At 43.5% G+C, this 24,801-nt stretch carries 13 protein-coding genes; 4 read left to right on the top strand and 9 right to left on the bottom strand.

Annotation, left to right across the window (positions count from 1 at the left end; all coding sequences use genetic code 11):
• Positions 1-150 precede the first annotated feature (150 nt).
• On the top strand, positions 151-843 hold the full coding sequence (locus AAEY72_RS02345) for a TetR/AcrR family transcriptional regulator (protein WP_010198157.1): 693 nt from the start codon (positions 151-153) through the stop codon (positions 841-843).
• Between the two features lie 113 nt (positions 844-956).
• On the opposite strand, the gene AAEY72_RS02340 is transcribed toward AAEY72_RS02345, so the two are convergent.
• From AAEY72_RS02340 to AAEY72_RS02320, 5 genes are all read right to left on the bottom strand, one after another.
• Positions 957-1,730, bottom strand: a complete 774-nt coding sequence (locus tag AAEY72_RS02340) for a hypothetical protein (protein WP_352309303.1) — start codon at positions 1,728-1,730, stop codon at positions 957-959.
• A 102-nt stretch (positions 1,731-1,832) separates the two neighbouring features.
• On the bottom strand, positions 1,833-7,166 hold the full coding sequence (locus AAEY72_RS02335) for a hypothetical protein (RefSeq protein ID WP_352309302.1): 5,334 nt from the start codon (positions 7,164-7,166) through the stop codon (positions 1,833-1,835).
• A 149-nt stretch (positions 7,167-7,315) separates the two neighbouring features.
• Positions 7,316-9,385 (bottom strand): DUF7933 domain-containing protein, encoded by a 2,070-nt coding sequence (locus AAEY72_RS02330; protein WP_352309301.1) that lies wholly within the window; start codon positions 9,383-9,385, stop codon positions 7,316-7,318.
• Positions 9,386-9,462: 77 nt separating this feature from the next.
• Positions 9,463-9,927, bottom strand: coding sequence for a hypothetical protein (locus AAEY72_RS02325; protein ID WP_352309300.1), 465 nt, complete (start codon positions 9,925-9,927; stop codon positions 9,463-9,465).
• A gap of 280 nt (positions 9,928-10,207) precedes the next feature.
• The gene (locus AAEY72_RS02320) at positions 10,208-11,848 is read right to left on the bottom strand and encodes a hypothetical protein (RefSeq protein ID WP_352309299.1); all 1,641 of its coding nucleotides are present in this window, start codon (positions 11,846-11,848) and stop codon (positions 10,208-10,210) included.
• 691 nt (positions 11,849-12,539) lie between these two features.
• Between AAEY72_RS02320 and aceE the strand changes: the two genes are divergently transcribed.
• Complete coding sequence (gene aceE, locus AAEY72_RS02315) at positions 12,540-15,353, top strand: pyruvate dehydrogenase (acetyl-transferring), homodimeric type (protein ID WP_010198169.1); 2,814 nt, start codon at positions 12,540-12,542, stop codon at positions 15,351-15,353.
• A gap of 25 nt (positions 15,354-15,378) precedes the next feature.
• On the top strand, positions 15,379-17,127 hold the full coding sequence (locus AAEY72_RS02310; protein ID WP_352309298.1) for a 2-oxo acid dehydrogenase subunit E2: 1,749 nt from the start codon (positions 15,379-15,381) through the stop codon (positions 17,125-17,127).
• Between the two features lie 195 nt (positions 17,128-17,322).
• Here AAEY72_RS02310 and AAEY72_RS02305 read toward each other — a convergent pair whose 3' ends face one another.
• Positions 17,323-17,952 carry an OmpW/AlkL family protein gene (locus AAEY72_RS02305; RefSeq protein ID WP_010198177.1) on the bottom strand — a complete coding sequence of 210 codons (630 nt, stop codon included), beginning with the start codon at positions 17,950-17,952 and terminating at the stop codon, positions 17,323-17,325.
• Between the two features lie 809 nt (positions 17,953-18,761).
• Between AAEY72_RS02305 and AAEY72_RS02300 the strand changes: the two genes are divergently transcribed.
• Positions 18,762-19,745 (top strand): ion transporter, encoded by a 984-nt coding sequence (locus AAEY72_RS02300; RefSeq protein WP_194618711.1) that lies wholly within the window; start codon positions 18,762-18,764, stop codon positions 19,743-19,745.
• Between the two features lie 117 nt (positions 19,746-19,862).
• On the opposite strand, the gene AAEY72_RS02295 is transcribed toward AAEY72_RS02300, so the two are convergent.
• From AAEY72_RS02295 to AAEY72_RS02285, 3 genes are all read right to left on the bottom strand, one after another.
• Positions 19,863-20,510 (bottom strand): TerD family protein, encoded by a 648-nt coding sequence (locus AAEY72_RS02295; protein ID WP_010198180.1) that lies wholly within the window; start codon positions 20,508-20,510, stop codon positions 19,863-19,865.
• Between the two features lie 80 nt (positions 20,511-20,590).
• Positions 20,591-21,730: a helix-turn-helix transcriptional regulator gene (locus AAEY72_RS02290; RefSeq protein ID WP_352309297.1), complete on the bottom strand. Its 1,140-nt coding sequence runs from the start codon at positions 21,728-21,730 to the stop codon at positions 20,591-20,593.
• A gap of 210 nt (positions 21,731-21,940) precedes the next feature.
• Entirely contained in the window at positions 21,941-24,709 is a 2,769-nt protein-coding gene (locus AAEY72_RS02285; RefSeq protein WP_502945340.1) for an AAA family ATPase, read from the bottom strand.
• Positions 24,710-24,801 lie beyond the last annotated feature (92 nt).

The raw sequence follows: 24,801 nt of genomic DNA, 5'->3' as shown, positions 1-24,801 counted from the left end.
CAAGCGTTTATGATGCCTCTTCATTGAGTATAGAGCGGTAATATTAGCCCGTATTACCAACTAACGAACAGTCTTTCTTAGATTTAGAATGAATACTGTCCAATGAAGACCATATTTATAAAGATAGGGCACAACATTAAGAGATTTATAATGAGCGAAAACAAAGACGAAAAGATTGAAGATGTGTTGGTAGACTCGGAACTGGCAAAAAAACTGGTACCGAATAAATTCAAGTTCACCAGTCAGCAAGGCCGTGCACGCCGTCAGAAACTTTTGGCTGGTGCCAAAAAGTTGAGCGAAACACAAGCTATTAATGACATTACTTTGGCTGCTGTATGTGAAGAAGCCGGCATTCCAAGAGCCTCTGCTTATCATTTCTTCCCTAATATCGAAGCAATATTTTTAGCATTGCGCTTTTTGAATGCAATCGAAATATTAGAAATAGTAGAAACGGTCGATATCGGTAATTATGACAGATGGCAGGGTTATTTGACGGCACTTATCGATAAGTGTGTGACGATATTCCATAACGATAAAACCAAAGCCAAGCTCGTTTATGACACTAATACGCCTGATTTTGAAGGCGATAGTTTTGGTGAAGATATCGATCATCAAATCGTTGATTTGGTTTATAAGCGTTTGTCAGAGCGTTATGAGATGCCGAGTTTCCACGACATTCAAGACACGCTATTGATCGCCTATAGTATTGTAAATGCTATCTTTACCTTATCTTATCGCCGTCATCAAAGCATTACCAATGAGTATATTCAAGAAGCGAACACAGCATTTATTGCTTACTTGCGTTGCTACCTACCAGAAAAACTACCACGTAAGAATCGCTAGTCTTTCTGCAATTTAGCCATTTTGATGACACGCCCTAAGTAAATAAAAAAATCCGACATCATATGTCGGATTTTTTGTGTCTACTGTCTTTGCTCATTGTGGTTATGATAGGTTTAACGAATCGGTGTTAATACTTGCCCACGGCAAATATCAGTACTTGTATCTAAAGGCGCATATTGCTCATAATAGCTGACGATTAGATTCTGCAAAGCAACGTTGGTTTGCGAATCATGGGCATTCACATAGGCTTCACGCGCTTGCTCTAGCCAACGTTCTGCCATGCGAAAGTGGCTGCCTGACTCGCGCCAGCCTCGCTCGCATTGATTGGTCGCTGCCCAGATGAGAGAAACCTCACTGAACGCCAGTTCACGTGGTGCTGAAGTGATACCGCCACTATCTTTTAGGGCACTCAAGGTTGCCCACAGATCAGGTCGCATCAAGGCTGAGTTGGAGGGAATATCTTGATGCAGGCTAATGTTTTGTATCGTATCATTCTTTAGCGCGTGTAGTATGGTTTCTGCAAACTGTGCTGCTTGTAGCCCAGCAGTTGAGCGACTATTCATGCTGTCTTGATGGATGGCATAGGTCAGCCAAGCTTGCGCTTTATAAGCAAAGTATTGCTGACGTGCGCTCATACTTTTTTGCTGATACTCTTTTAATTGTGTCAGCATACACTGCATAGCATGTTGATGTGTGCTTTGGTATTTATGAGCAGGAGTTTTGCTTTGCAATTCACTATCACAATAGTCATTGGCTTGTAGAGTGGTAGCTTGAGTATGGCTGTCTGCTGCCACTGCTGATGACGCAGTTGCCAGTAGTAATACTGCTGAGAGCGCAGTATTGATAAGCTGTTTGTAAGTTATTGCTTTAATCGCAGAGTACAACATAATACTGACCTTATATTAAGGTAATAAGTGTGGATATTTACTCTTATCAAGACTGACTTTATGAGTGACTAACCGATGAATAATAGCAAAGTAACGTTTAAATTATAACGTAGAATTACTGGTCAAACGTTTGTTTTTGCGTGGGTCTTCACGTTTGAATAAGTCTTCATCAAACTTAAAGCGAAGTCTAAAGTAAGCACCTTCTTGAGTGCTATCATCATAAGCGATGTCTTCATCTTCAAAACCCATAAAGTTGTAGCCGAGTGATAACCAAAGGTTGGTCATTGGGCTATAGCCCACTTCAGCACCCAGCATATAAGACATATCATCCGCTTGTTTATTCCAATAAGTACCTGCTTGTAAACCAATATCCCAGCGCTCGCTAATGTCATATAAGCCACGTGCGTAGACAGCATGAGCTGTGTTATCGCTTACGATATCGTCAGCATCATATTCTGTATATTTACCCGCATAACGACCTGATAGCGTTAATGGGCGAGTCGGATGGTAATTGCCGCTCCATGACCAAACAATCGCATCTTTTTGATAAGGATCGTCACCAGTAGCGTTGTCATCTAGACGATACTCAAGCTTGGCAAGCATATCGAGTTGATTGCTATCATAATCACGATATGCAGCGCCAAGCTGGAAACGGTTGATGGTGCGATGACCATCGTTGTAATCTACTTGTGAATAGATATCTTTTGCTAACAAGGTAATATCATCGGTGTAACGATAAGCGATGCCCGCGCTGCCGAGAAGGGTATCACTGGTGTCGCCCCAACGTTTTTCTAAACGCCCTGAAGCTTTGTAGTTTTCTTTGGCTAGGTACTCAACACCGACACCCGCTGCGGTTGCCGTGCTATCTTCGTCACCTTCTAAAGACTCGACACGCTCAAATAGTGTGCTTAAGGTCAGACCTTCTTGGACATACCATTTGTTTTTTAGACCGATAGCTGCTTCTGCCTCACGCGCACTAATCGCATCACGCATACGGTATTCGCTGTAAACCTTACCGTCTTTCATATAAGTGGCATCGAATCCCACGACTGTACGCTGACGCTCATCAGAATCATCTAGACCGTAGCTACCTGACAAACTATTAATTAAGTCATGGCGGGCGTATAAGCGACCTAAGCTACCCAGTGGCGTCTCGCCGCCGATAGAGGTGGCATTACGTTCGCTATTGTCAATATCTTGCTCATATTCGGCAAACACTAACGAGTTGTTCAGCTTCGGCAAACGTGCTGTCAGACGGGCGCGGGCAGTCATCCCTTCGATATCTTTGTCAGCGTTACTGACGCCATTGAGTGCTGATTGATTGATGATGTCATCGTTGAATATTGTGTCATCGGTGACATCTAGCACGTCAGTGGCTGCTTGGGTATTACGTGAGGCGGCAGTTGCATCTTGCTTGTAGTAGCGCACCCCAATCTCGCCAACGATATTCTGACTTAGACGCTGTTCAATGCTTGCTTCTACACCTTCGCGATTGGCTTCGGTTGTATGATCTTCAGTGCGCACGCCTTCAAATTTAAGTGCCGTTTGCTTGTTGTTTAATGTATGAGTGACCTCAACGCCAGATTCAGTGCGACCAGCTGTCTGCGGAGAGGCGCCAGTGACAAAGCCTTCGTCTGTGTCGTTATAATAAGCTTTGGCACGGGTGTTTTTCTTGTTATCAAAGTCAAGCTCGATACGTAGTGCGTTGCCTTCGACATCGTTACCTTCTAAAAGATCGGCATTAATCTGATTGCTTGGTTGAAAGTTTGGGTTTTCAGCTTTGTTCATCGCGTATTCGGCAACCAACTTTAGCTTATCGCTAAATTTGATAACGCTGTTGACACTGGCCAGCTCTTCTTTATTAAGTGGATCGTCACTGTTGACATAGCTACCACCGATAGCCACTTTAGCATTCAGTTGTTGCTTGGCAGCGATACCGCCGACCAAGTATTCTTCACCGCCTTCATCGACTTCTACAGTGACTCGTAGATAAATAGGGTTGCCATCGATATCTTGGCTAGCGATAGGGGCTTTCAAGAATAGGCTGCGGCTAATAGGATCAATTTCATAATCTGCAAAGCGGGTAAGGGTTTCACGGTTGACGATTAAACCTGGGTTGTTCGCATCGCGAGTAATGACCTCGATCGTTTCTGAGTTCTCTAATACGGCGTCAAAGTTTTCAGCCAATGGATAAGGACCTGAGATACCCAAACCACGAGTTTCATTAACGCGCTGACTGGTGCTGGTCTCGGCTATGAAGGCAGTAACACGAGTATTGTTGTCTTCATACTGTGCTTTTACACCCGTCAACGTACGGTTGTACTGACCAAGTTTGATGCCTTCATCGTTATCGATTTGAGTTTTCAAATCACCATACATGGCAAATGAGCGGCCTTTATCTACTCGAACATAAAGCTTGCTGGTAGATTGAGCGTCAAAACCTTTGGCTGATGAATCGCCATATACTGGATAGTACTCGCCAGGCTCGATATCACGGAATAAACGTTCGCCTTTTTTATCACTGTCATAAGCGAGGGTTAGCAGATAGTCGCCGCGTACTTTGCCTTTGAGGAACATCGCAGCACGACCAGATGCCGTATAGTCATCGTTACCAGCAAAATCATTAAGCTCTTGCTCAAATGCACCTTGAGCATCAGTAATACTGCCGCCATCAAAATCTTTGAGTGAAATAGCGCCTTCTACGATACCAACAGCAATGAGAGGACGTAGCTTAGCAGTGAACTGTAGCGGAATGATTTGTTTGCTACTACCGGTATCAATAATCAGCTCACCCTTACCCGGTACACTCGGGGCGATGACTGAAACCAACAGCTCGCCACCATCAATGATAACCTGAGTACCGGCTTGGTCTTTGCTGCTGTCTTTCAAATTGATACGACCGATATTAGTATCAAGCGTGAGAGAAGTAGTACCAATATAGGGGCGATTGTCGCGATCTTTTAGACTAATGACTATCTGGTATTCGCTCACGCCATCAGCAGGCACTAGCTGTTCTTGAGTACGATATGTGATCGCTTGCAAACTATCAGGTGTCAATACTTTGATAGTTTGCTCAGAGATGACTTTGCCATTCACGTCAGTAGCAACACCGCGCAGGGTATTGTTTCCGCGTTGTAAGTCAACAGCATAGTAATCAAAAGCAGTCACATTTTGCTTTTCTTGCTCAGCCGTTTTGCCGATTTGCTGCTCTGAGACCGCTTTACCATTAGCATAAAGGGTAAAAATAGAGCCTAAAGGCGCTTGGACCTGTACCATTTGCTTATAAGTACTGAGCTGCTGACCTTCGCTTAGGTTGATAAAGGCGACATCATTATTAGCCACTTCTTTTAAGTATTCTTCTAGCTCTTTTTCTACTGGCGGTGCTACCGTGGTGACAGCCATATCGACACGATTGGCTGCTGGATTGACCATTTCATTGATGATAGCAGAGTCACAATTATTACCAAGGTCTAAGTCGCCATTGACGTTACAGCCACTGGCTTCCACATTGTCATCGTAGTCACGATTGTAATCAGGGTCTAGGGTTAGCTCAGTTTTTACGGCTTGCTCAAGGGTGTCATTCTTAGCGCTCACAGATTTGCTACGAGCAATAAGCTCTGCGTTCAAGCGTTCCGTGCTATCGCCCATACCACCAACGATAGCAAAATCGGCACGATGTAATTCGCCATATTTTAAGTCAACGAAACGGCTACCCGCATCACCCGCATTACGATTGCTTTGGGTAACCAGTTCGGTTTCTCTAGGTATGGTAGTGCGATCAACTTTTAGCACGTGAGTCTTGGCACTAACGCCATAAAAATTATACTTACCTTCAGGATCGGTCACGATAAAGTTACCGTTTTCCATATAAATGCGCACGCCTGCGACGCCAAGCTCGCCATCTTCTTTTTGTTGGATACCATCACGGTTGATGTCGTGATAAACCTTACCGATGATGATGCCATCTGTATTCATGACACCGCGCTCCACTTCAATCTTCCACTGTGCTTCTCTTGAGACTAAGCTTTGACCTTGTTCGTTACTAGCAACAGCAGTCGCGCGATTGGTGCCATCACCACCCAATGATGAAGCGCCGATCAATACACGGTAAGTGATCTTTTTACTTGCGCCGTTTGCCATATTACCTAAGCTTAATACTTGGTATTTGCCATCAGCTTTGAATTCAGTGGTTTGTGCTTGGTTGATATCGACACCGTTGCCAGTTTTGTTTTCGTCGATACGAACGCTGCTTGCGACCATGTCAAAACCGCGTGGTAGCGCATCTTTTAGCTGGACATCATAGGCAGTGGAGTTACCATTGTTGGTCACATTGATGGTGTAATTGACATAATCACCAAGCTCAGCGCTCTTAGTTTCGCTCTCTTTTGTCACAACTAAGCTTGGGTTATCATCAATGATATTGATTTGTGTATTTAGGTTGTCGATACGTACTGTGAGATCGCCTTCGCTTGGCAGTTGCTCAGTACCAGTACCGACAGATGGATTAATACAAGCATCCAAACTAGCCGTTAAAGTATCATTTGCCAACGTTTGGATGATCTTGTCATTAATAGGATTAGCGTTATTTTGAGTTGGTGCTGATAATTGATACTTGCCTGTGCTGTTGCCAGTCTCAATCCCTTTTAGAGAATACTTATCACCCGTTAGCAAAGAAGTGATCGTGACCCATACTTGATCGGGCTTGTCTAGCTGAACATTACATTGCGCGTAGCTGGCATCAATATAGATATTTTCATCGACTTGAGAGGTGGTTTTATTTGCATCAAACTTAGGCGTAGTAAATTTTATTTCAGGCTCAACGATAACGAGCTTGTCAGTAACGTTAGCAGTTATTGAGGGATCTTCTAGAACAATAGCACCAATCTGAATCTCGGCAATATCGTCAGTTTTACCATTAGGATCTGACAGTGCTTGCACGATAAGCTGAATGCTTTCGCTATAGCCAAGCTTGATTTGAGCACTTAGATTATCAAAGATAATTTCGCTGTCAGCACCGTCAATGATGCCGTTTTTATTTAAATCTTGATAGACTTTTAAACTAGAAAGCGTTGGCGATACATTTAAAGTAAGCTCAACCGTTTGATTGCTATAGCTGGTATTGCTCAGGACGTTGACCCAGTTCACCAAAGTATTTGGCAGGACAGTCAGCAAGGGCTGTTGAGTTAAATTGATACCGTATTCAGGAAAATCTGAAGCTTTGACTTGTACTTTATTAGAGGCAGTACTAAGGGTTATCTCAGTTTGATCATTGGCATTATAACTAGCTTGAGCAGTGTTATTAATTAACTTTATCAATGAATCAGGTGCAGCAAATGCCGTATTTGATTGCATAAGCAACATAGCCAGCGTCAACGCAGAGACCTTAGCGGTGCGTGATGGCATGTGTTTAGACGGTGTCATTAAATGAGCTGTCATATATCGCTTATCCAATAAAACAAGAATGGGTGGTCTAGATACTCTTAGCCTAGATAAATTGAGGCTAGAGGAAGTCTATAAGCACCTGTAGATACTTATAGACATTTAAATTAGTTATTGAAATTAGATGTCAAAATTAAATCTACAATTTAACGAGCGGTTTTGATTTTGACTTTAAACTGCATGGTTGCTGTTCCTTGAGGCGCCAACGTATCAACAGTGGTCGTAATCGCGGTTCCATTGTTAGTCGCTGTATAGGGTCCGCCAGCACTGGCAGTAGTCGTTGCACTACCATCTACATAGTCAGCTTCGGCCGAAAATTTAGCCAATAGATCCGAGACGACTAAATCAGTAATATTAAAACCCAATGCCGCAGTAGACGTGTTTTGGGCTTCGATTCGGTAGATAATGCATTCACCAGGAGATGCACCAGTAATATCAGTCGTAACGAATGTTCCTACTGAAGTACCAGTACAATCAGCATCTATCGCTTGCTTTTTGACTAAGAGTAAGCCGCGGACAGTCGTAGAGTCTGTTACTGTAGCTGATGCAGGGGCGCCTTCATTAGCCGGCTTTAAGGTAACTACGGTGTTTTCTGTTGTAGGAGTAGTAGAATTTATTGGTGTGAAGAATGGTGCATTGGTCGATGACACTTTATAGTTAATCGTAACGGTGCCAGTAGGTGCTATGCCATTAGGTAGTGCGGTCTTTATATCATATACGTTGATACCACCTACGAGAGTAGGGGAAATAGTGATCGGTTGTCCTGGCGCACCACTGCCAGCACCGTCTGCATCATAGGTAATTGTTACGGTATCAAATACGATATTAACTGCATCTGGCGTGTTGCCGTCATTATCGTTGATAGTGAAAGTCAACTCGCCTGCAGTATCGCCCTCGCGGTCTTGACCATTGTTGGTAATAACCGTTTGATGAGTAACTTGACCAGCAGTACCTGAGGTAGGAGCAATTTCTCTAGTAGTTACACCAGTTAGAGTTAGAGCACGTTCGATGGTCAGTAATGGTACAGTTGAGTCATCGCCTGCAGAAGCTGGAGTCTCACCATTGACGTTATCAACATCGTCAGTAGGATAGAATGCAGCAACGTTTTCAACAGTACTGTCTGTACTATCGACAAGCGTATTATTAGTCGCAGTATTGTCATCCAAGTCATCAGTGACTTTAACATGGTTGATGGCGGTTGTAGGAACAAGCGTACCTGTGCCACCTTTTTTCACTTTAAAGGTGATGGTTAAGCTTTGACCTGTTGGGATATTGACACCAGTAATATTGAAGCCATTATCACCCGCATTGCTGGTATCAATAGTACCTTTGGTTGCCAGACCAGTAACACCGATATTAGTGGCTGTTAGTGGTTCTGCAAGTACTAGGCCAGCTGGTAGATTGTCTGTGATAGCAATATCAGTGGCATCAGCACTAAACGCAGTATTACCATCGTTGTTGACTACGATTTGATAAGTGGCGGTATCCTTATCATCATTAAGGTCTAAGGCATTAGTAATCGTCTTAACGATACCAAAGGTAGGTAACCTCGTGAATGAGTTGTTCGTATTAGTAAGACTTGATGTTGGAGCCGCAGGATTAGCAGCTAAAACTGTACTCTCGGCAGATATCGTTAGTTGTTGACTATCCCCGCCTTTATTGTTAATGGTTTTGGCATTAATAGTAAACTTAATGTAGTGCCCTTTTTCTAGAGGAAATGACTTGCCATTAGCTATAGTATAGGGCGCGTTGTCTACAGCACGAGTTGTATCTTCGACGCCAGCCGCGTCATATATCTTATATGAGACAGTGGAATTAGCTGGATCATACTTCGGGTCATTTCCAGTCAGAGTGATAGTATAAGTATCTTCGCGGTTACCAGTGTTGGTCAAAGTATGCTTGAATGCTGCAAACCCGTTAGGAGCCACTGCTTCTTTAATATTTGCGTCATCGCCTATTTTACCGCCCGCAGCGGTATCGTCATTTTCAGCAACCAATGAAAATGATACCTGTTCTGATACGGTGATTTTGACTTCATTGGATTCAACGACAGGCTGCGTCTGACCGCTAACATTGTAGCTAGCGCTTGCTTTGTTGGTGATTTCTACGCCTGTGGTTGTTGAGCCACTTTTGGCTGCGTTAGCAGTGGTACTGATACCTAGCACAGCAGCGACGCCTACGGCTAACAAACTGTAATTGAAAGTGTTTGATTTCATGTATAACTCCGAAGTTGAAAAAAATTAGAGGTTGGGATTCAATTATTGTAACTGGCAGGCTTTAATCAGTTACCGAGTTAGTCAACGGTGGTATTAAGAGCTACGGCTGCGGACTTGTTCGCTGGTAATAGCTTGATATCCCAACGTAAGGTACGGTATTCAGATAAGGGTACTTTAACTAGCTTGCCATCAACCTTACGCATCAACGGCATGTCAGCATAGTTCTTGCCATCGATACTTGCTTGAGCGCTAGCAGGAAATGCTTCACCAGTGAATGCCATGTTGGCAGGGATGGGTAGGGTCACGGCTAAGTCATTGATATTTTTATTGACCGCATTAGTATAAATTGCTTTGTACTGAATAACGGTACCCGCTGGAGCAGTACGAACTGGTACGTAGGTAACTTTGCCCTCGGCATCTTTAACGACTTTGTTAGCTGTCAACTCCATTTTTAGAGCGTCATCAGCATGAGCCGTACCCAACAAAAATACAGACGCTACGGTAGCTAATAAAGCACTGCGTAAAGCATTAAAACCTTTCATATCGTATTCCTTGCTTAAACTATAACTGTCAGTGCGACCTCAAATTTTTGCTATGTAGCATCAGGATATGCAATTCATTTCATTGCTTGTGGGTAACGCTGACGGAAAAAACTTTGTCTTAATGTAATTATCGCAAAAGAATTACAAAAAGTCACTGTAAATGCGACAAAGGGCGAACCTGTGGGGCTGAATGGTGAAAGCCCTATCTAAAAGACAGGGTTTCAATTTGATATAAGCAGGCTTTGTTACAGATAGCTAAAGTTGCAAGCGGCAAGTAATACTATTTGTCAGTAGCCGAACCGTACTTAGTATTGAAATAAAAATCGCGTTTGGCTCTTGGCGTCAAAGTAAAGGGCTTGGTTTTTACTGTGCCATTTTGACCGATAGCCACACTGTCAGAAGCGTAGTCAGCCGATGCAGATGCTGGATTGGCAAGTACTGATGTTACCAAAGCGCTATTGACCCCTTTTTTCTGTAAAACGTCTCGCATAACAAAATTGTCGATATTGACATGGGCGCGGTTAGTTGCTGTAATCTTGTAAGCAATACATTTTCCTGGGTCAATGTCTTTAATACTTGCCGTACTGAAGCCTGTGTCAGGACTGGTTGATTCGTTGATATTGGTGTAGTTGAGAGTAGGGGGACAGATGTTTATATATTGATATTTTTTTAGTACTAACGCCACATTTTCAGCAATCACTCTACCAAAGTTATTATTTGGATAGTCATAGGTGGTCGCCGAAAATCCAATCTTTCTACTATCATTACTAGTACGGATAGGATAAGTAGTGCCAGTACGACTTTCTAATAAACAGATATTTGTGTTATTACCTAAAATGGTAGTAGGTATACTGATTTGATATGCGCCTATAGGCGCATTATCTCTGATGACTGATTGAGTGTTATAAATCGTAGAAGTATTTGTACAATTAACTAACTTGACAGTGCTACCAGTAATACCAGTTTCTGCATTAGGAGCAGAAGGGTTAAATATACCGTTAAAGTAGTTAACGTTATTCGTATAAGGACTGGTACTGGTGGTAATATCAGCATTTGTAGCGTTGGCACGAGTACCAGTTATACCACCATTATCATCAAATACAGTACCTGAGAATATGTACTGAGGCTCATAACAGTAATTATCTAGTCTAAAATCAATTTCTTGATTAGTCGCAGTTGCAAGGTAACCAGTATTCTTATAACGAATTTTTACTGAGGCTACTGGCTGAGAAAATTGTATTGACCCTTGACACTGTGTACCCAAATCTTTGGCTGGGCAATTAGGATCATTAATAGTTCTAGTCAGTAAGCCTTGTAAGCTTTGACTGAAAGCAATATTTGAACCATTTATTGGCTGAAAGGTACCAGTAATTGTAGTACCTGCTTCATTAATTCCTGTAATTTGTACGAAATCGTCAAAAGTATTACCGTTGCTATTCGCATAATCAATATCGAATGCACTAAGACCGACATTGGTCAGGTAGATAGGTTGCGTGGTTATACTATTACGAAAATCAAGAGTAATGTCTGTAAACGATGATACATTAGGGAAAGTACGTCTAATATTAATGGCGCTAATACCAGATGTAGTAATGACGCCAAAATTGCTTTGAGTCGTGGCCGTACTGGATTCTATGGTACTTGTTTTTATTTGTAAAGGAATTTTCCCTGATGCATTGCCCGCTACATTTACATAGTTATTACTGTTAGTCGCTGATACCAAGTCTATATAGTCGTTATTAGTTAAGCTGCCCTGAGCTAGATTAGCAGGACAAACCGCGCCAGGGTTTGGTGCAAGCGCATAGGATGAGTGGCTGATTAAAAATGACGCTATAAACCCTACTAAGGTCAGTAGTATGAATTTATATTTCTGGAACAAATCTATACTCTTAGATCCTGCAAAGTATTTATCGATGTACATAGTAATATTCCTATAAACTCACACTGACGATTAGAATTCGTACCGAACATATCTGTGACCAGTTTAACAGATGAATGTATAAATCATGTAACTTACTATTTTATAGAATAATTGTAAAAAATGTCTTAAAGAGTCGATAGGTGGCAGGTTTTTTGTGACCAGATGCCAAATTTCTGACTTGTAGGACAGTTATTCATATTTTGTACTTCTTATTTTCTGTACATCTTATATTTACACATCGCGATTATCTCAAATTATTTGAATTTTTCCTTGTCATTCAAATTGTTACATTCTGCACATTCTCTTAAAAAGCCATCAAATATTTACTTAATAACTAATCGTTATTTATTTAAAAAATACTTGTCATTTCACCATTTCTTTACAGCCATAAACAACCTATCAATAAACGCCTATAATATAGAGTGATTATCGTTTAATAATTAGATATATAGCACGAGTTTTGATTTTGTTATGCTTCTTTTTCTTCAAGATGCTAAAGGGTCGTTGCGTTATATTGTCACCTGAGCTTTATATGACTGCAACACATGATGGAGCGGCGGCCTGTCGCCTGCTACCTGTAACAAGGAAGTCATTCAGCAAAGCGTTAGCACATTACTATATTAAATAACACGTTGATTTAACAATACCCTGTCATAGTACAGGGCTGACTGATAAAAAAGGATGAGTAAAGATGAGTTATTATAAGGATGCTGATAGCACCGAAACCCAAGAATGGCTGGACGCCTTTGAGTCTGTCATCAAACATGCGGACAAGGATCGCGCGCAATTTTTGCTAAAAGCCTTATACAACATGGCGGTACAAGAGGGATTGCCATTTAATAGACTAGATACTGCCTATGTTAATAGTATTGCGGTCGAAGATGAGCCAATGTACCCAGGTGATTTGGGTATGGAGCGTAAAATTCGTGCCTTGATTCGCTATAACGCTTTAGCAATGGTCATGCGCGCCAATAAGAACGATGATGACTTAGGTGGTCACTTAGCGACATTCGCTTCTAGTGCCACACTATATGAAACTGGCTTTAACCACTTTTTCCGTGCGGCAAGTGATCACTTTGGTGGTGATATGATCTACTACCAAGGTCACTCTGCTCCAGGTATTTATGCTCGCTCATTTCTAGAAGGTCGTTTGACGGAAGATCAGCTCGATAATTTCCGCCGTGAAGTCGGTGGTAAAGGCTTATCAAGCTATCCGCATCCTTATCTAATGCCGGACTACTGGCAGTTCCCAACCGTATCGATGGGCTTAGGTCCGATCATGTCGATCTATCATGCTCACGTGCATCGTTATATGGAAAACCGTGGCTTGCTCGAAAAAGAAGGTCGTAAGATTTGGACGTTCTTGGGCGATGGCGAAACTGATGAGCCAGAGAGTTTGGGTGCAATTTCTCTCGCGGGTCGTGAGAAACTGGATAACCTAATATGGGTAGTCAACTGTAACTTGCAGCGTCTGGATGGTCCAGTCCGTGGTAACGGTAAAATCATTCAAGAGCTTGAGTCTGTATTCCGCGGCGCAGGTTGGCGCGTGATTAAAGTTATTTGGGGTGGTAACTGGGACAGTCTACTGGCCAATGACAAAACGGGTGTGCTAAAGCATCGTATGGAAGAAGTGGTCGATGGTGAATACCAGTTATACGAGGCCCGTACAGCTGAGTTTACTCGTAAAGAATTCTTTGGTAAATACCCAGAGCTAGAAGAGATGGCAGATGCCTTGACGGATGATGATATCGCACGCTTAAACCGTGGTGGTCATGATCCAGTGAAGGTGTATGCAGCCTTTAGTGAAGCCATGAAAACCAAAGGTCAGCCAACGGTTATTTTGGTCAAAACCGTCAAAGGTTACGGCTTATCTGCCCAAACCCAAGCAGTCAATAAATCGCATCAGGTGAAAAAGCTTGATCAAGACGCACTGGTCTATTTCCGTGATCGTTTTGACTTGCCATTTACCGATGAGCAGCTAGAGACTCTACCGTTTTACCGTCCTGAAGAAGGGTCGGCAGAGATGAAATATCTCAAAGGTCGTCGTGAGGCATTGGGTGGTCATTTACCAAACCGCCGCAGTGGACATATTCCATTGAATATTCCTGAATTGTCTATTTTTGACCGAGTGCTAAAAGGCAGCAATGGTAAAGAGCAGTCGACGACGATGGTATTCGTACGCCTGTTGTCAGCTATGCTAAAAAACAAAGACATCCAAGATCGTGTGGTACCAATCGTACCAGATGAAGCGCGTACTTTTGGTTTAGAAGGTATGTTCCGTCAACTGGGTATTTACTCTGCAGTTGGTCAAAAATATACGCCAGAAGATAGCGAAGCATTGATGGGCTATAAAGAAGCTATCGATGGTCACATGTTAGAAGAGGGTATCAACGAAGCAGGCGCAATGAGTACGTGGATTGCACTCGCGACCAGTTACTCTGTGAACGCGTTACCAATGATTCCGATGTATATCTACTACTCAATGTTTGGTTTCCAACGTGTGGGTGATTTGGCTTGGGCAGCAGGTGATTGTCAAGCGCAGGGCTTCTTGTTGGGTGCTACCGCTGGTCGTACCACGCTTAATGGCGAAGGTTTGCAGCATCAAGATGGACATTCGCAGATATTGTTCAACGTAGTACCAAACTGCGTCAGCTATGATCCTTGCTTTGGTTATGAGCTAGCAGTTGTAATGCATGATGGCCTGCGCCGTATGTATGGTGAAGGCGAGCGCGTTTATTACTACCTAACGCTAATGAATGAAAACTACGAGCAACCTGCCATGCCAGAAGGTAGTGAGGAAGGTATCAAGCGCGGCATGTACTTGCTTGAAGACAATGGCTCAGCACAAGTACAACTATTGGGTTCAGGCGTGATTTTACGTGAAGTACAAAAAGCGGCACAGATTCTAAAAGATGAGTTTAATATTACCTCTAACGTCTGGAGTGTCACCAGCTTTAACGAGTTGACGCGTGATGGTATGGAGTGTGATGATTACAATCGCTTGCATCCAATGGATGAAGAAAAAGTGCCTTGGGTCACTGAGCAATTGGCACCGCACGAAGGTATCGTAGTTGCTGCAACTGACTATATGCGTAACTATTCAGAGCAGATTCGTGCTTGGTTACCAGACAATCGTCCTTATACGACGCTGGGCACTGATGGCTATGGCCGTTCTGACACTCGTGAAAACCTACGCAGCTTCTTCAATGTTGATGCTGCTCACATCGTCGTTGCCACGCTTAAGCGTTTGGCAGATGAAGGTGAAGTTGAGATGCGTCTGGTAAAAGATGCGATTTCAAGCTTAGGTATCGATGTCGATCAGCCACCTGCATGGCAACAGCAGTCTTATTCGGATCATTCTCCAGATGCGCCAGCACCAGGTAACGTCAATCCAAATCCTGTGCCTGAATTCGTTGCTGAAGACGATGACGAAATCAGTAATGAGGGTCGTTCTGAAGATCAAGCAGATTCGACTTTACTCAATGACGGCGATGTCAAAGAATAATAACCATAAGACAAGGAGATAAATCATGGACATTAAAGCCCCCGATTTGGGTGTTGATAGCGCCGAAGTTAGCGAAATTATGGTAGAAGTTGGCGACGTCATCGAAAAAGACGACAACATCATTTTATTAGAATCTGACAAAGCCTCGGTCGAAGTGCCTAGCTCTGCTGCTGGTAAAGTGACCAAAATCAGCGTTGCGGTTGGTGATCAAGTCAGTGAAGGTATGGTACTGATTGAGCTTGAAAGTGAAGCGGACAGCGCAGAAGAGAGTAGCGATAGCGCATCTGATGCCGATCAAAAAGCTGATGACGAAAAAGATACTAATGTTGCACCAGAGACAGAATCTGCCGCTGAAGCCAAACCTGCGGCAACGGAGTCTAGTGCAAAGCCTGCGTCTAACGCTGGCAAAGCCACGACTCATGCATTACCTGATCTAGGTGTCGATGAGGCGCAAGTTTCTGAGATTATGGTGAGCGTTGGTGATATCGTCAGTGCTGAGCAATCAATTCTATTGATTGAATCTGACAAAGCATCTGTCGAAGTACCAGCGCCAGAAGCCGGCAAGATTGAAAAAATCTTAGTCCAGACAGGTGATATGGTCGCTAATGGTCAAGACTTCATCGTTATTGTCAGCGATTCAGATACTTCTGAGTCACAAGACTCAGCACCAGCCAAGTCAGACGACAATGTAAGTAAAGACAGCGTTAGCAAAAATAGTGCTCATAAAGACGATAGCGCTGCTGAGCAGAAAACCACTGGTGAGCCGAAGCAAGCTGCCAAACCTGCCCAGACTGATACAGCCGCTAGCAAAACAGATAGCAAGTTGACCGAAACTCAGGTGAATGAGAAGTTGGTCGATGTTTATGCTGGTCCCGCAGTGCGTAAGCTGGCACGGCAGCTGGGTGTCGATATTAGCCAAGTGACGGGTTCTGCAGTCAATGAACGTATCTTAAAAGAAGACTTGTTTGCTCACGTCAAAGAAAGCTTGACCACACAGAAAGCAGCACCTGCAAGTAGTGGTACTATCAGTTCAGGACTGCCAAAACTGCCAGATATGAGCAATACTGAGATTTGGGGTGAGACAGACACACAAGACCTTAGCCGTCTGCAAAAAGTCTCGATACCGCAGCTTAACTATAATACCTTACTGCCACAAGTCACACAGTTTGATCTGTCTGATATTACTGAGACAGAAAAGCTACGCGGTGAGCTAAAAGGTAGCATGAAAGCGGAAGGTATTGGTTTCACTATTTTGGCCTTTGTGGTTAAAGCAACGGCCTACGCCTTGACCCAGCATCCACGCTTTAATAGTCATTTAAGCGATGAGAATACTCAAGTTATCTTGCGTAAGAGCGTTAATATGGGTATCGCAGTGGCGACTGATGATGGACTTATTGTCCCTGTCATCAAAAATGTGCAAGATAAAGGTCTTAAGCAAATCGCCATTGAGATTGGCGAGCTAGCAGTCAAAGCACGTGATAAAAAACTCACGACCAAAGATTTGCAAGGTGCAAGCTTTACCATATCAAGCCAAGGTAATTTAGGAGGCACTGCCTTTACGCCATTGGTCAACTGGCCACAAGTGGGTATCTTGGGTGTGTCTGAGGCAAGCATGCAGCCACGTTGGGATGCTAAAACCCAAAGCTTTGAGCCGCGTTTGATGTTGCCGTTGTCACTGTCTTATGATCACCGTGTGATCAATGGGGCAGATGCCGCAGTGTTTACCCGCTATATCGCCACGTTACTGGCTGATCCGCGCCGTATCCTGATCTAGAATTGATCAGCAATTAAGAAAGAGACTGCCTATGGGTGGTCTTTTTTTATGTGTCATGATTTGTTTTTATAAGTCGTTATCTGCTTTTATAAATAAATGCTCAGTAGTTAGGGTAGACAGTAATGATCGTAATAAATAGGCACAAAAAAGCCAGCATAATCGCTGGCTTTTTGTATACATACTATTTTTGCTATCTTAGAACTGTTTAACGAATGCTACGCCGTATACCCAAGGGCTGATATCGACTTCACCGATGTCATTACCATTTAGGCTAGCGTCTGTCTTGATATCCATATAGCGCGCATCAATACGGAAAGCCTCAGTCGGGGCAAAAGGTATGTCAAGACCGACATGACCGGCTACGCCGACGCTATCATCAAGCTCTAAGTCATTACCATTTCCAAGATAAATTCTTTCTTTAAAGAAAGTTGTATAATTGATCCCCACACCAACAAATGGCTTGACGTTCATTGGCAGGTCATAGCCATCGAAGTGATATTGTAGAGATAGCGTAGGTGGGAGATGCTGAGTTTTTGCATCAATTTTATTGCCATCAGCATCGGTTAGAGTGATGTCGTGATGGAACGGAATCGCCGCTAGCAGTTCGACACCGACGTTGTCAGCAAAAAAGTACTCACCGCTGATAGTCGGACGGATATCATCATCAACTTCTACGGAAAGTGTACCATCTGCAAGTGTGCCGTTATCACTTTTAGGGTTGACCATATGAGCGCCAGCAGCCACAGACCATGTACCTGCAGGTACGGCAAAAGCAGTCGTCATGGTAAATGCGGCAGCCACTAAAACTAGGGATTGTAGTTTCATCGTTTGGTTCCTTGGTGCAAAAATAGATTATCGATAAGCACTTAATGAGGGATGACATTAAATGCTGATATACAATGTTATCTTTATTGATTGATCTGTAACATTGTTACGCTATTTTAACACTAAAACCATTTTGTTAGTAAGGTTTTAATTGAAAAACCTTACTATTTTTAAGGGAATGACAATGTAGAACAGAAACTTAATGTCCGTAAAAACATATTTGTTAAACAGTTCTCATTGTTGTAAGTTAGTAGTCAGGTTTATGTTCAGGACATAAACCGCGCCAAATGAATAACGAATAATAAATAACAAGGTAAAGGTATATTATGCTGGGTTACTGTAGTAATTCGCCATTGCGTTGTCAGAAAGCACGTTCGATGATCCTGTTAAATCAAGTGGATACTTATTGCCCAGAATGTGGTTTGTTTCTACTACCTGCTCAAAATCTCAGTCGGCAATTACGTGCCGACGAGCGATTTTTACAGTACACCTTTCTTATAACAGGACTTGTGTTGCTGGCTTGTGTCTACCTTTATTATCTAAATTTTGCATAATTATGATTTATAGTGAAACCTCTCGTGTTAATAAGTAGGCTGTTTTCACCATTACTGGCTTAGAGGGCTGTTAATAAAAATCTCTTTTCAAAAACTTCTATCCAACATACGGTAATAAATGCTTGAAAATCAGGATAAGTAGAAGATTGGTTACTGACATAGAGTGCTCTTTGTACTGTTGTTGAGCGCGATAGTCAGGCTTTAATATTTTTACTTCATTATCATAAGATCGGTGTTACACCGTATAGGGACCGCATGCAATTCCAACATATACGGCGCTTGCGTATTTTCGTTTATAATATTTTGCAAAATGATGAGCATGACACGCTCTTTAGCCGCTATGTCGATTATTTTCTGATATTTCTAATCATGACTAACGTAGCAGCCGTGATTGCGGAGTCTGTCGATCGGTGGTATTACCCTTACCAAAACTATTTTACATGGTTTGAAAACTTCTCTATTGTGGTGTTCTCTATCGAATACTTGCTACGCTTATGGAGCGTTGCCGAAGCGAAGCCGGATAATACGACTTGGCGTCAGCGTTGGCAGTGGTTAAAAAGCCCTTCTGCATTGATTGATTTGGTCGCCATTGTGCCGGCCTTCTTGAACTTCTTTGTCACGATTGATTTACGCTTCTTACGTATTTTGCGGCTTTTCCGTATTCTTAAATTGACGCGCTATTTTGCGTCGATGCGTATTTTATTGGTGGTAATCAGTAAAGAGAAAGGCTCATTTCAAGCCGTTATCTTCATTCTAATTATCATGATTGTGACCGCTTCTAGTGGTATTTATCTGGTGGAGAACCATGCACAGCCAGAAGAGTTTGAATCTATACCCAAAGCGATGTGGTGGGCTGTGGTGACACTGACGACAGTGGGTTATGGTGATGTGATACCCATTACCAACGCTGGTAAAATATTGGGTGCAATTATTACGATACTGGGTGTGGGTCTAGCAGCCTTGCCTGCAGGTATTCTCGCCACGGGTTTGGCAAATGAGCTAAACCAACGCCGTGAAGAACTAGAGCAGCACTTTCGTGAACAGCTGGTCGATAGTGATTTTGATTTGGTACAGAATCAGATGATGGTGGAAAAAATACGCCGTGAGCTTGGGCTAGATAAGGAACAGGCACAAAACATCGTATTACAGGTACTGCGAGAGCAAGAGCTGGAACGTCGCGAAAGAGAGGTGGAGTTACGCCAAAAGAACTTTTGTCCGCATTGCGGTGAGGCGTTGTAAGTAATATTTGTAGTAGTTATTTGGAATTTGCAAAAATTAAAGTTTAAAAAAAGAGTGCGACGTTATTAATACGTCGCACCCTTTTTTTTGTAGGGATAGATTGCTAAGTCACTGACATTAAATCCCTTGCGGAATAGGGAGTGCGCGTGCCAATTCATGGGCGACTTGCTGCGCTGCAATGGCCAAATCTTCGGCTGGAAGCGGTAAATTTTGCAGCGTGAGATGCCAATCATCTACTTCTCGGCGCAAATGTGCCACCCAAAGTGTGGTGCAATCACGGGGCAATTGTTTTAGATTGACTTCAAAACAATGATTGCCCTCGTCATCGCTCAGATGAATTTCGCCTTTTTTGACTCTCGAAAACGGATGACCATGGTAAGAGTTGGCAATCATAGCAATATGGGTGATATGTGCTGGAATCTTATCCAAATAGAGTCTGATTTGTTCTTGGTCAAGGGGTGCCAAATACATGGCTTGATCGCCGCGATCTTTTCCATTGAGACTGTCACCTTGATGTTTTACTGATTCAGCTTTATCACGCAGCTTCTTGAACCAGACAATGTCGCTAATAGTGCAATGCTCGTCGTATAGTACACAAGCTAAATCAATATCAATCGCGCCTTCATTTTTTTTAAAACGCTTTAGCATACCTTTTGGTTCAGTCTTGGTAAACTCGTAATTGAGCGCAAAAAATAACGTTCCCGCATCCAACCCTAATCCTTTTAAGCTGTCCGATAGTAATGGTGACGGGGAAGTGGTCGACATAGTATTCCTTGTTACTTTTGATGTTTTAAGTGACTTTATTTTAATTGTATATCGTTTGAGTTAAGCATGGTACTCAATCATCACGATTGATTATCCAGTGTTTTATCCAAGACAGTTTTATCCAAGACGGCTTGATAAAGCAGTTCAGGCTTGGCATTTAAGAGACCACTGCCAAAACCGCGCAACCACCAGACCAGCTGCGAGGTCAAATTCACTGTTGCTTGAATGGTCAGTGTGTCATCGTCATTTAACGTGACCGTTTGATCATCGCTAAGCTTGCTTTCGGTTAGGCTCTTGCCTGCTTGTTTGGTGAATTGTAGCTCAATAGGCGTATTTTTGCCATGATCGGCTAGCTCACGAAATAATGGATGGCTAAAGCCCATGCCACCAGCATCTAGATAGGTGTCTAGTTGGAATTCGTCGGGCGTTTTCGCCGAACTCTCAAGAATCTCGACGCTGGCAAACCGATGCAAGGCAAAGGTGCGAATGACAGTCTCTGGATCATCCGTGCGAGTTGCCAGTAGGTAAATGATGACGCCGCGTTGAATGATAGCGATGGGGTTTAGGATGTATTCACCGGCTTGCGATTTATTGCTACGGGTATAGCAGGCTTTGATTTGTAATTGATAAAAGAGCGCATGGTAGATGTTGTCTTTGCTATCCAAGTCGATATGCGGCGCGATTAACGGCTGAGTGGCAGGCTCGATGCGCACTCTGTCTATCCATGAATGAGTGACTTTGCTGTTTTTTAGCTGCCGCCGTGCTAGGTCAAACCACGGAAATAACTCATCTAAAATAACAGGCGGTAATAGCTGGGTTAGGTTGGCTTCAACCATATTAAAGGCAACCGCTTGCGACAAATTCATATGCGGTAAGCTTTGTAATGGGGCATCATCGCACCAACGCCAGCCTTGCGGATTGGCATTGTTTTTTTCAATGGGAAAGCGTTTGGCGAGCGCATTTAAGTCGCGCTGAACAGTGCGTAGGCTGATGTCAAAGCCCGCCATCATCAGCTGCTCGTAGATGTGGGTTGTGCCCACCCAACGATTGCGCTGTAGCTGTGATAGCACTTGCCATTGGCGTGCAGTTGTCGCTGCCCCGTGGCGATTATCACTGCTATTTCCTGAAACATTATTGTCCGTAGCCGATACGGTATTGGCAGTCTCAATAGAATCTGTTTGATCTTGGAGAAGGCCGGCGTCAGTAGAATGTACAGTCATTAAGCGATAACCTTTATGAAGTCACGAATCAGTTTTTAGATAGTTTTATCGAGTCAATAGCCGTTTATCATCGCAGGAAAGCATCGTAGCGTCTAGGGCGTCTCATCATTTAGCCTATTGAGTCATTGAATGGTTTTAAACGGCTAAATTTTTCTATCAATCCGCTTGTACGGTATTGATGGACATTTTAGTATCATTATTATTGACCTCTTAATCGATGCCTTGATTGATGCTTTGATTAACACCTTGATCGTCATTTATCGCGATTTCGTTCTCTTCTTTCTTGTCTTTACGTTTCTCTTTTTTTCTCTTATCTTGTTTTTTCTGACGTTTTGCTTTCTGCTTTTTTTTATCTTTCTTTTTGGACTTCTTATCATCAATATCATCGTCATTGTTATCTTGGTTCTCATCCCATAGCATCAAACGGCTTAAGACTTTGCCAAACAATGTTTCTTTACGATACCGACCTTTTTTGTTCATGGTATCGATAGGTAGACCAGTCATTAACGTCAATGCTTCACTTAGGGTATGAACCCCATAAATATGAAATTCGCCTGCTTTGACAGCGGCAATGATATCGTCGCGTAGCATGAGCTGTTTGACATTAGCCATTGGAATGACTACGCCTTGCTGACCCGTTAGCTCTTGCTCGCGGCATGCATCAAAGAATCCTGCGATTTTGGAGTTGATACCACCGACTGCTTGCACTTCGCCCAGTTGGTTCATAGAGCCGGTAATGGCGAATGACTGATCAATCGGTACGTTTGCTAAGGCAGACAATAGCGCACAGCCTTCGCTGACGGTGGCACTATCGCCATCGATATGGGCATAACTTTGCTCAAAAGCGAGCGAAGCACTGAAGTTGAGCGCATGATGTTGGCTAAATAATGCACGCAAATAGCTGGTCATAATCAGCATGCCCTTAGCGTGCAAGCTACCACCCAAGTCTACGTCGCGCTCGATATCGAGAATCTCACCCGTACCGATATTAGGTTGAATGACGGCAGTCAGGCGGGCTGGCATGCCAAACTCACTATCGGCATAGCTGACCACGGTGAGGGCGTTTACTTGTCCAACCGCACTGCCTGTGGTTTGGATAAGCTGCTGACCGTTTTTGAGCTCATCCCAATAGAGGTCACGCAGGTATCCTGAGCGCTCGTCCATATCTTCGATGGCTTGGACCACATGCTTTGCACTGACCACTTCCTGTCCGCCTAAACGCGCATGACGGTTAGACTCGTGCAACAGCTTAATCAATAAATCGCTGTGCAAACTTAGTCGATCTTGGTCTTCAGCTTGTAAGCTTAAATGCTCTAGTAGGGCGGCTTGTGCACTACGATCAAACGGGTAGAGGTTGGCATAATCAATGATGTCAGCCATTTTTGCGACGAGTGCCAATTCATGCTCACTGCTGCGAACCACATCATCATGGAAATCAGCGCGTACTTTAAACACCGCATCAAACTCAGGCTCAAGCTCTAATAGCTCATAATACAGGTCTGCTTCGCCAAGCAAAATCACCTTAATATCAAGGTCAATGGGCGCAGGCGCTAGTGATAAACTGCCCGTTAAGGTCAGCATTTGCTCAAGGCTCGAGAGTTTGATTTTGCGCGATTGTAGTGCGCGCTTAAGACCCTGCCATGCATAAGGATGCTCAAGTAAATGACTGGCTTCTAACAGTAGATAACCACCATTGGCACGATGTAACGCACCGGCTCGAATCATACTGACATCGGTGGTCACCGTGCCTAATTGGGTGATTTGCTCAACATGACCCAATAAGTTTAAATGCGTCGGCAAATCTTCAAAGACAACAGGGGCGCCGCTGTCTGGGGTGTGACTGACAATGACATTGACCGCATAGCGGCTTGGAGTCGTCGCCAGAACTGCCGTCACAAACTCTTCATCATCGCCATTGACGATGCGCTCGACATGCGTAACCATGTCGGTAAATACGGCTTTAAGATAATCAACGATTAGCGGATGACTGGCAAACTGCTCATAAATAGGGGTAAACAAAGGCTGTAGGGCACGACGTGCAATATTGCGATGTAATGCTTCTATGGCGTCATTGGCTTCGTCCTCTAACTGTTCTAGGGCGATGGTCAGCTGACTTAGGCGTTTTTGCATATGGTTCTTTTGCACAAAGTTACTTAGCTCAGCTTCGTATTCACTATTGCCATATTCGTTATCGTCAGCAGCATCGTTGCTAGAAGTGGTGGCTTTCTTACTTTCTCCTATTACTGATGGGTTTTGACTGTTAATAGACGTTTTATCATCTTTATTATCAGTATTATTACTTTGAGTCGCGGTTTGATCGGTTTCTGTTGCCAATTTGCTTGGATGGACAAACACCGCTTTGTTATCAAAGGAGCGAAACGTCAACGCCAAGTCGTATTGCTTACCTTCCGCATTGAGCACCTCATAGGCCTGACTTTCTTTTTGATGCGTGTCGTTTTTGATGGCCTCGATTTTGCTCTGATATTGGTCGCTACGAAAGCGTTGGCTCAGTCGTTTTTTTGCTTGCTGCCATAAGTGATTGACTTGCTGTTGCAACAGTGAGGCTTGACTAGCAGGTAGGTGCAAGGCTAGTGGGGTGCGTGGATCGGTAAAATTATGCACATAGACCCAGTCATCCGGTGTGGGTGCATCGGCGGCGATACGCGTCAGCAAACGACTAATGATGGTACGCTTGCCCAAACCATTTTCACCAGCCGCAAACACATGATAGCCACTGGCTTTGATATCTAAAGCCGTCTGCAAGGCTTTTAGCGCGCGCTGCTGACCAAAGCCAACGTCCAAGTCTGGTGCCGTGCGTGTGTCCGTCGGCAGCTTATTTGGTTCGCTATACCGCTTTAGTTGCTCAGCGCTGACAAGGCAGCGCTGCTTAACCTCAGTAAAGAGTGGGTGCGGCGTATCCGGTGTTGCTTGCTTGCCGTCTTTCGGCGCGTCAGTCAATTCAGCAATAGGTGTTACCATATTAATCGTGTCTTTTTTATTAGCGTAATTTGATATTTTAGACGTGGGGGCATGTTTTTGTTCGGTCATAGGCGTATGGTGTGTCGTCTTAA

The sequence above is a fragment of the Psychrobacter sp. W2-37-MNA-CIBAN-0211 genome, assembly GCF_040309405.1.
Taxonomy (GTDB): Bacteria; Pseudomonadota; Gammaproteobacteria; order Pseudomonadales; family Moraxellaceae; genus Psychrobacter; species Psychrobacter glaciei.
This window is presented reverse-complemented; position numbering and strand designations above follow the sequence as displayed.

Coding starts and splice junctions, on each gene's coding strand:
- AAEY72_RS02295 (WP_010198180.1), bottom strand. CDS start 20,510: ATGTCGACCACTTCCCCGTCACCATTACTATCGGACAGCTTAAAAGGA.
- AAEY72_RS02325 (WP_352309300.1), bottom strand. CDS start 9,927: ATGAAAGGTTTTAATGCTTTACGCAGTGCTTTATTAGCTACCGTAGCG.
- AAEY72_RS02285 (WP_502945340.1), bottom strand. CDS start 24,709: ATGGTAACACCTATTGCTGAATTGACTGACGCGCCGAAAGACGGCAAG.
- AAEY72_RS02320 (WP_352309299.1), bottom strand. CDS start 11,848: ATGTACATCGATAAATACTTTGCAGGATCTAAGAGTATAGATTTGTTC.
- AAEY72_RS02345 (WP_010198157.1), top strand. CDS start 151: ATGAGCGAAAACAAAGACGAAAAGATTGAAGATGTGTTGGTAGACTCG.
- AAEY72_RS02290 (WP_352309297.1), bottom strand. CDS start 21,730: ATGACTGTACATTCTACTGACGCCGGCCTTCTCCAAGATCAAACAGAT.
- AAEY72_RS02305 (WP_010198177.1), bottom strand. CDS start 17,952: ATGAAACTACAATCCCTAGTTTTAGTGGCTGCCGCATTTACCATGACG.
- AAEY72_RS02340 (WP_352309303.1), bottom strand. CDS start 1,730: ATGTTGTACTCTGCGATTAAAGCAATAACTTACAAACAGCTTATCAAT.
- AAEY72_RS02300 (WP_194618711.1), top strand. CDS start 18,762: ATGCAATTCCAACATATACGGCGCTTGCGTATTTTCGTTTATAATATT.
- AAEY72_RS02330 (WP_352309301.1), bottom strand. CDS start 9,385: ATGAAATCAAACACTTTCAATTACAGTTTGTTAGCCGTAGGCGTCGCT.
- AAEY72_RS02310 (WP_352309298.1), top strand. CDS start 15,379: ATGGACATTAAAGCCCCCGATTTGGGTGTTGATAGCGCCGAAGTTAGC.
- AAEY72_RS02335 (WP_352309302.1), bottom strand. CDS start 7,166: ATGACAGCTCATTTAATGACACCGTCTAAACACATGCCATCACGCACC.
- aceE (WP_010198169.1), top strand. CDS start 12,540: ATGAGTTATTATAAGGATGCTGATAGCACCGAAACCCAAGAATGGCTG.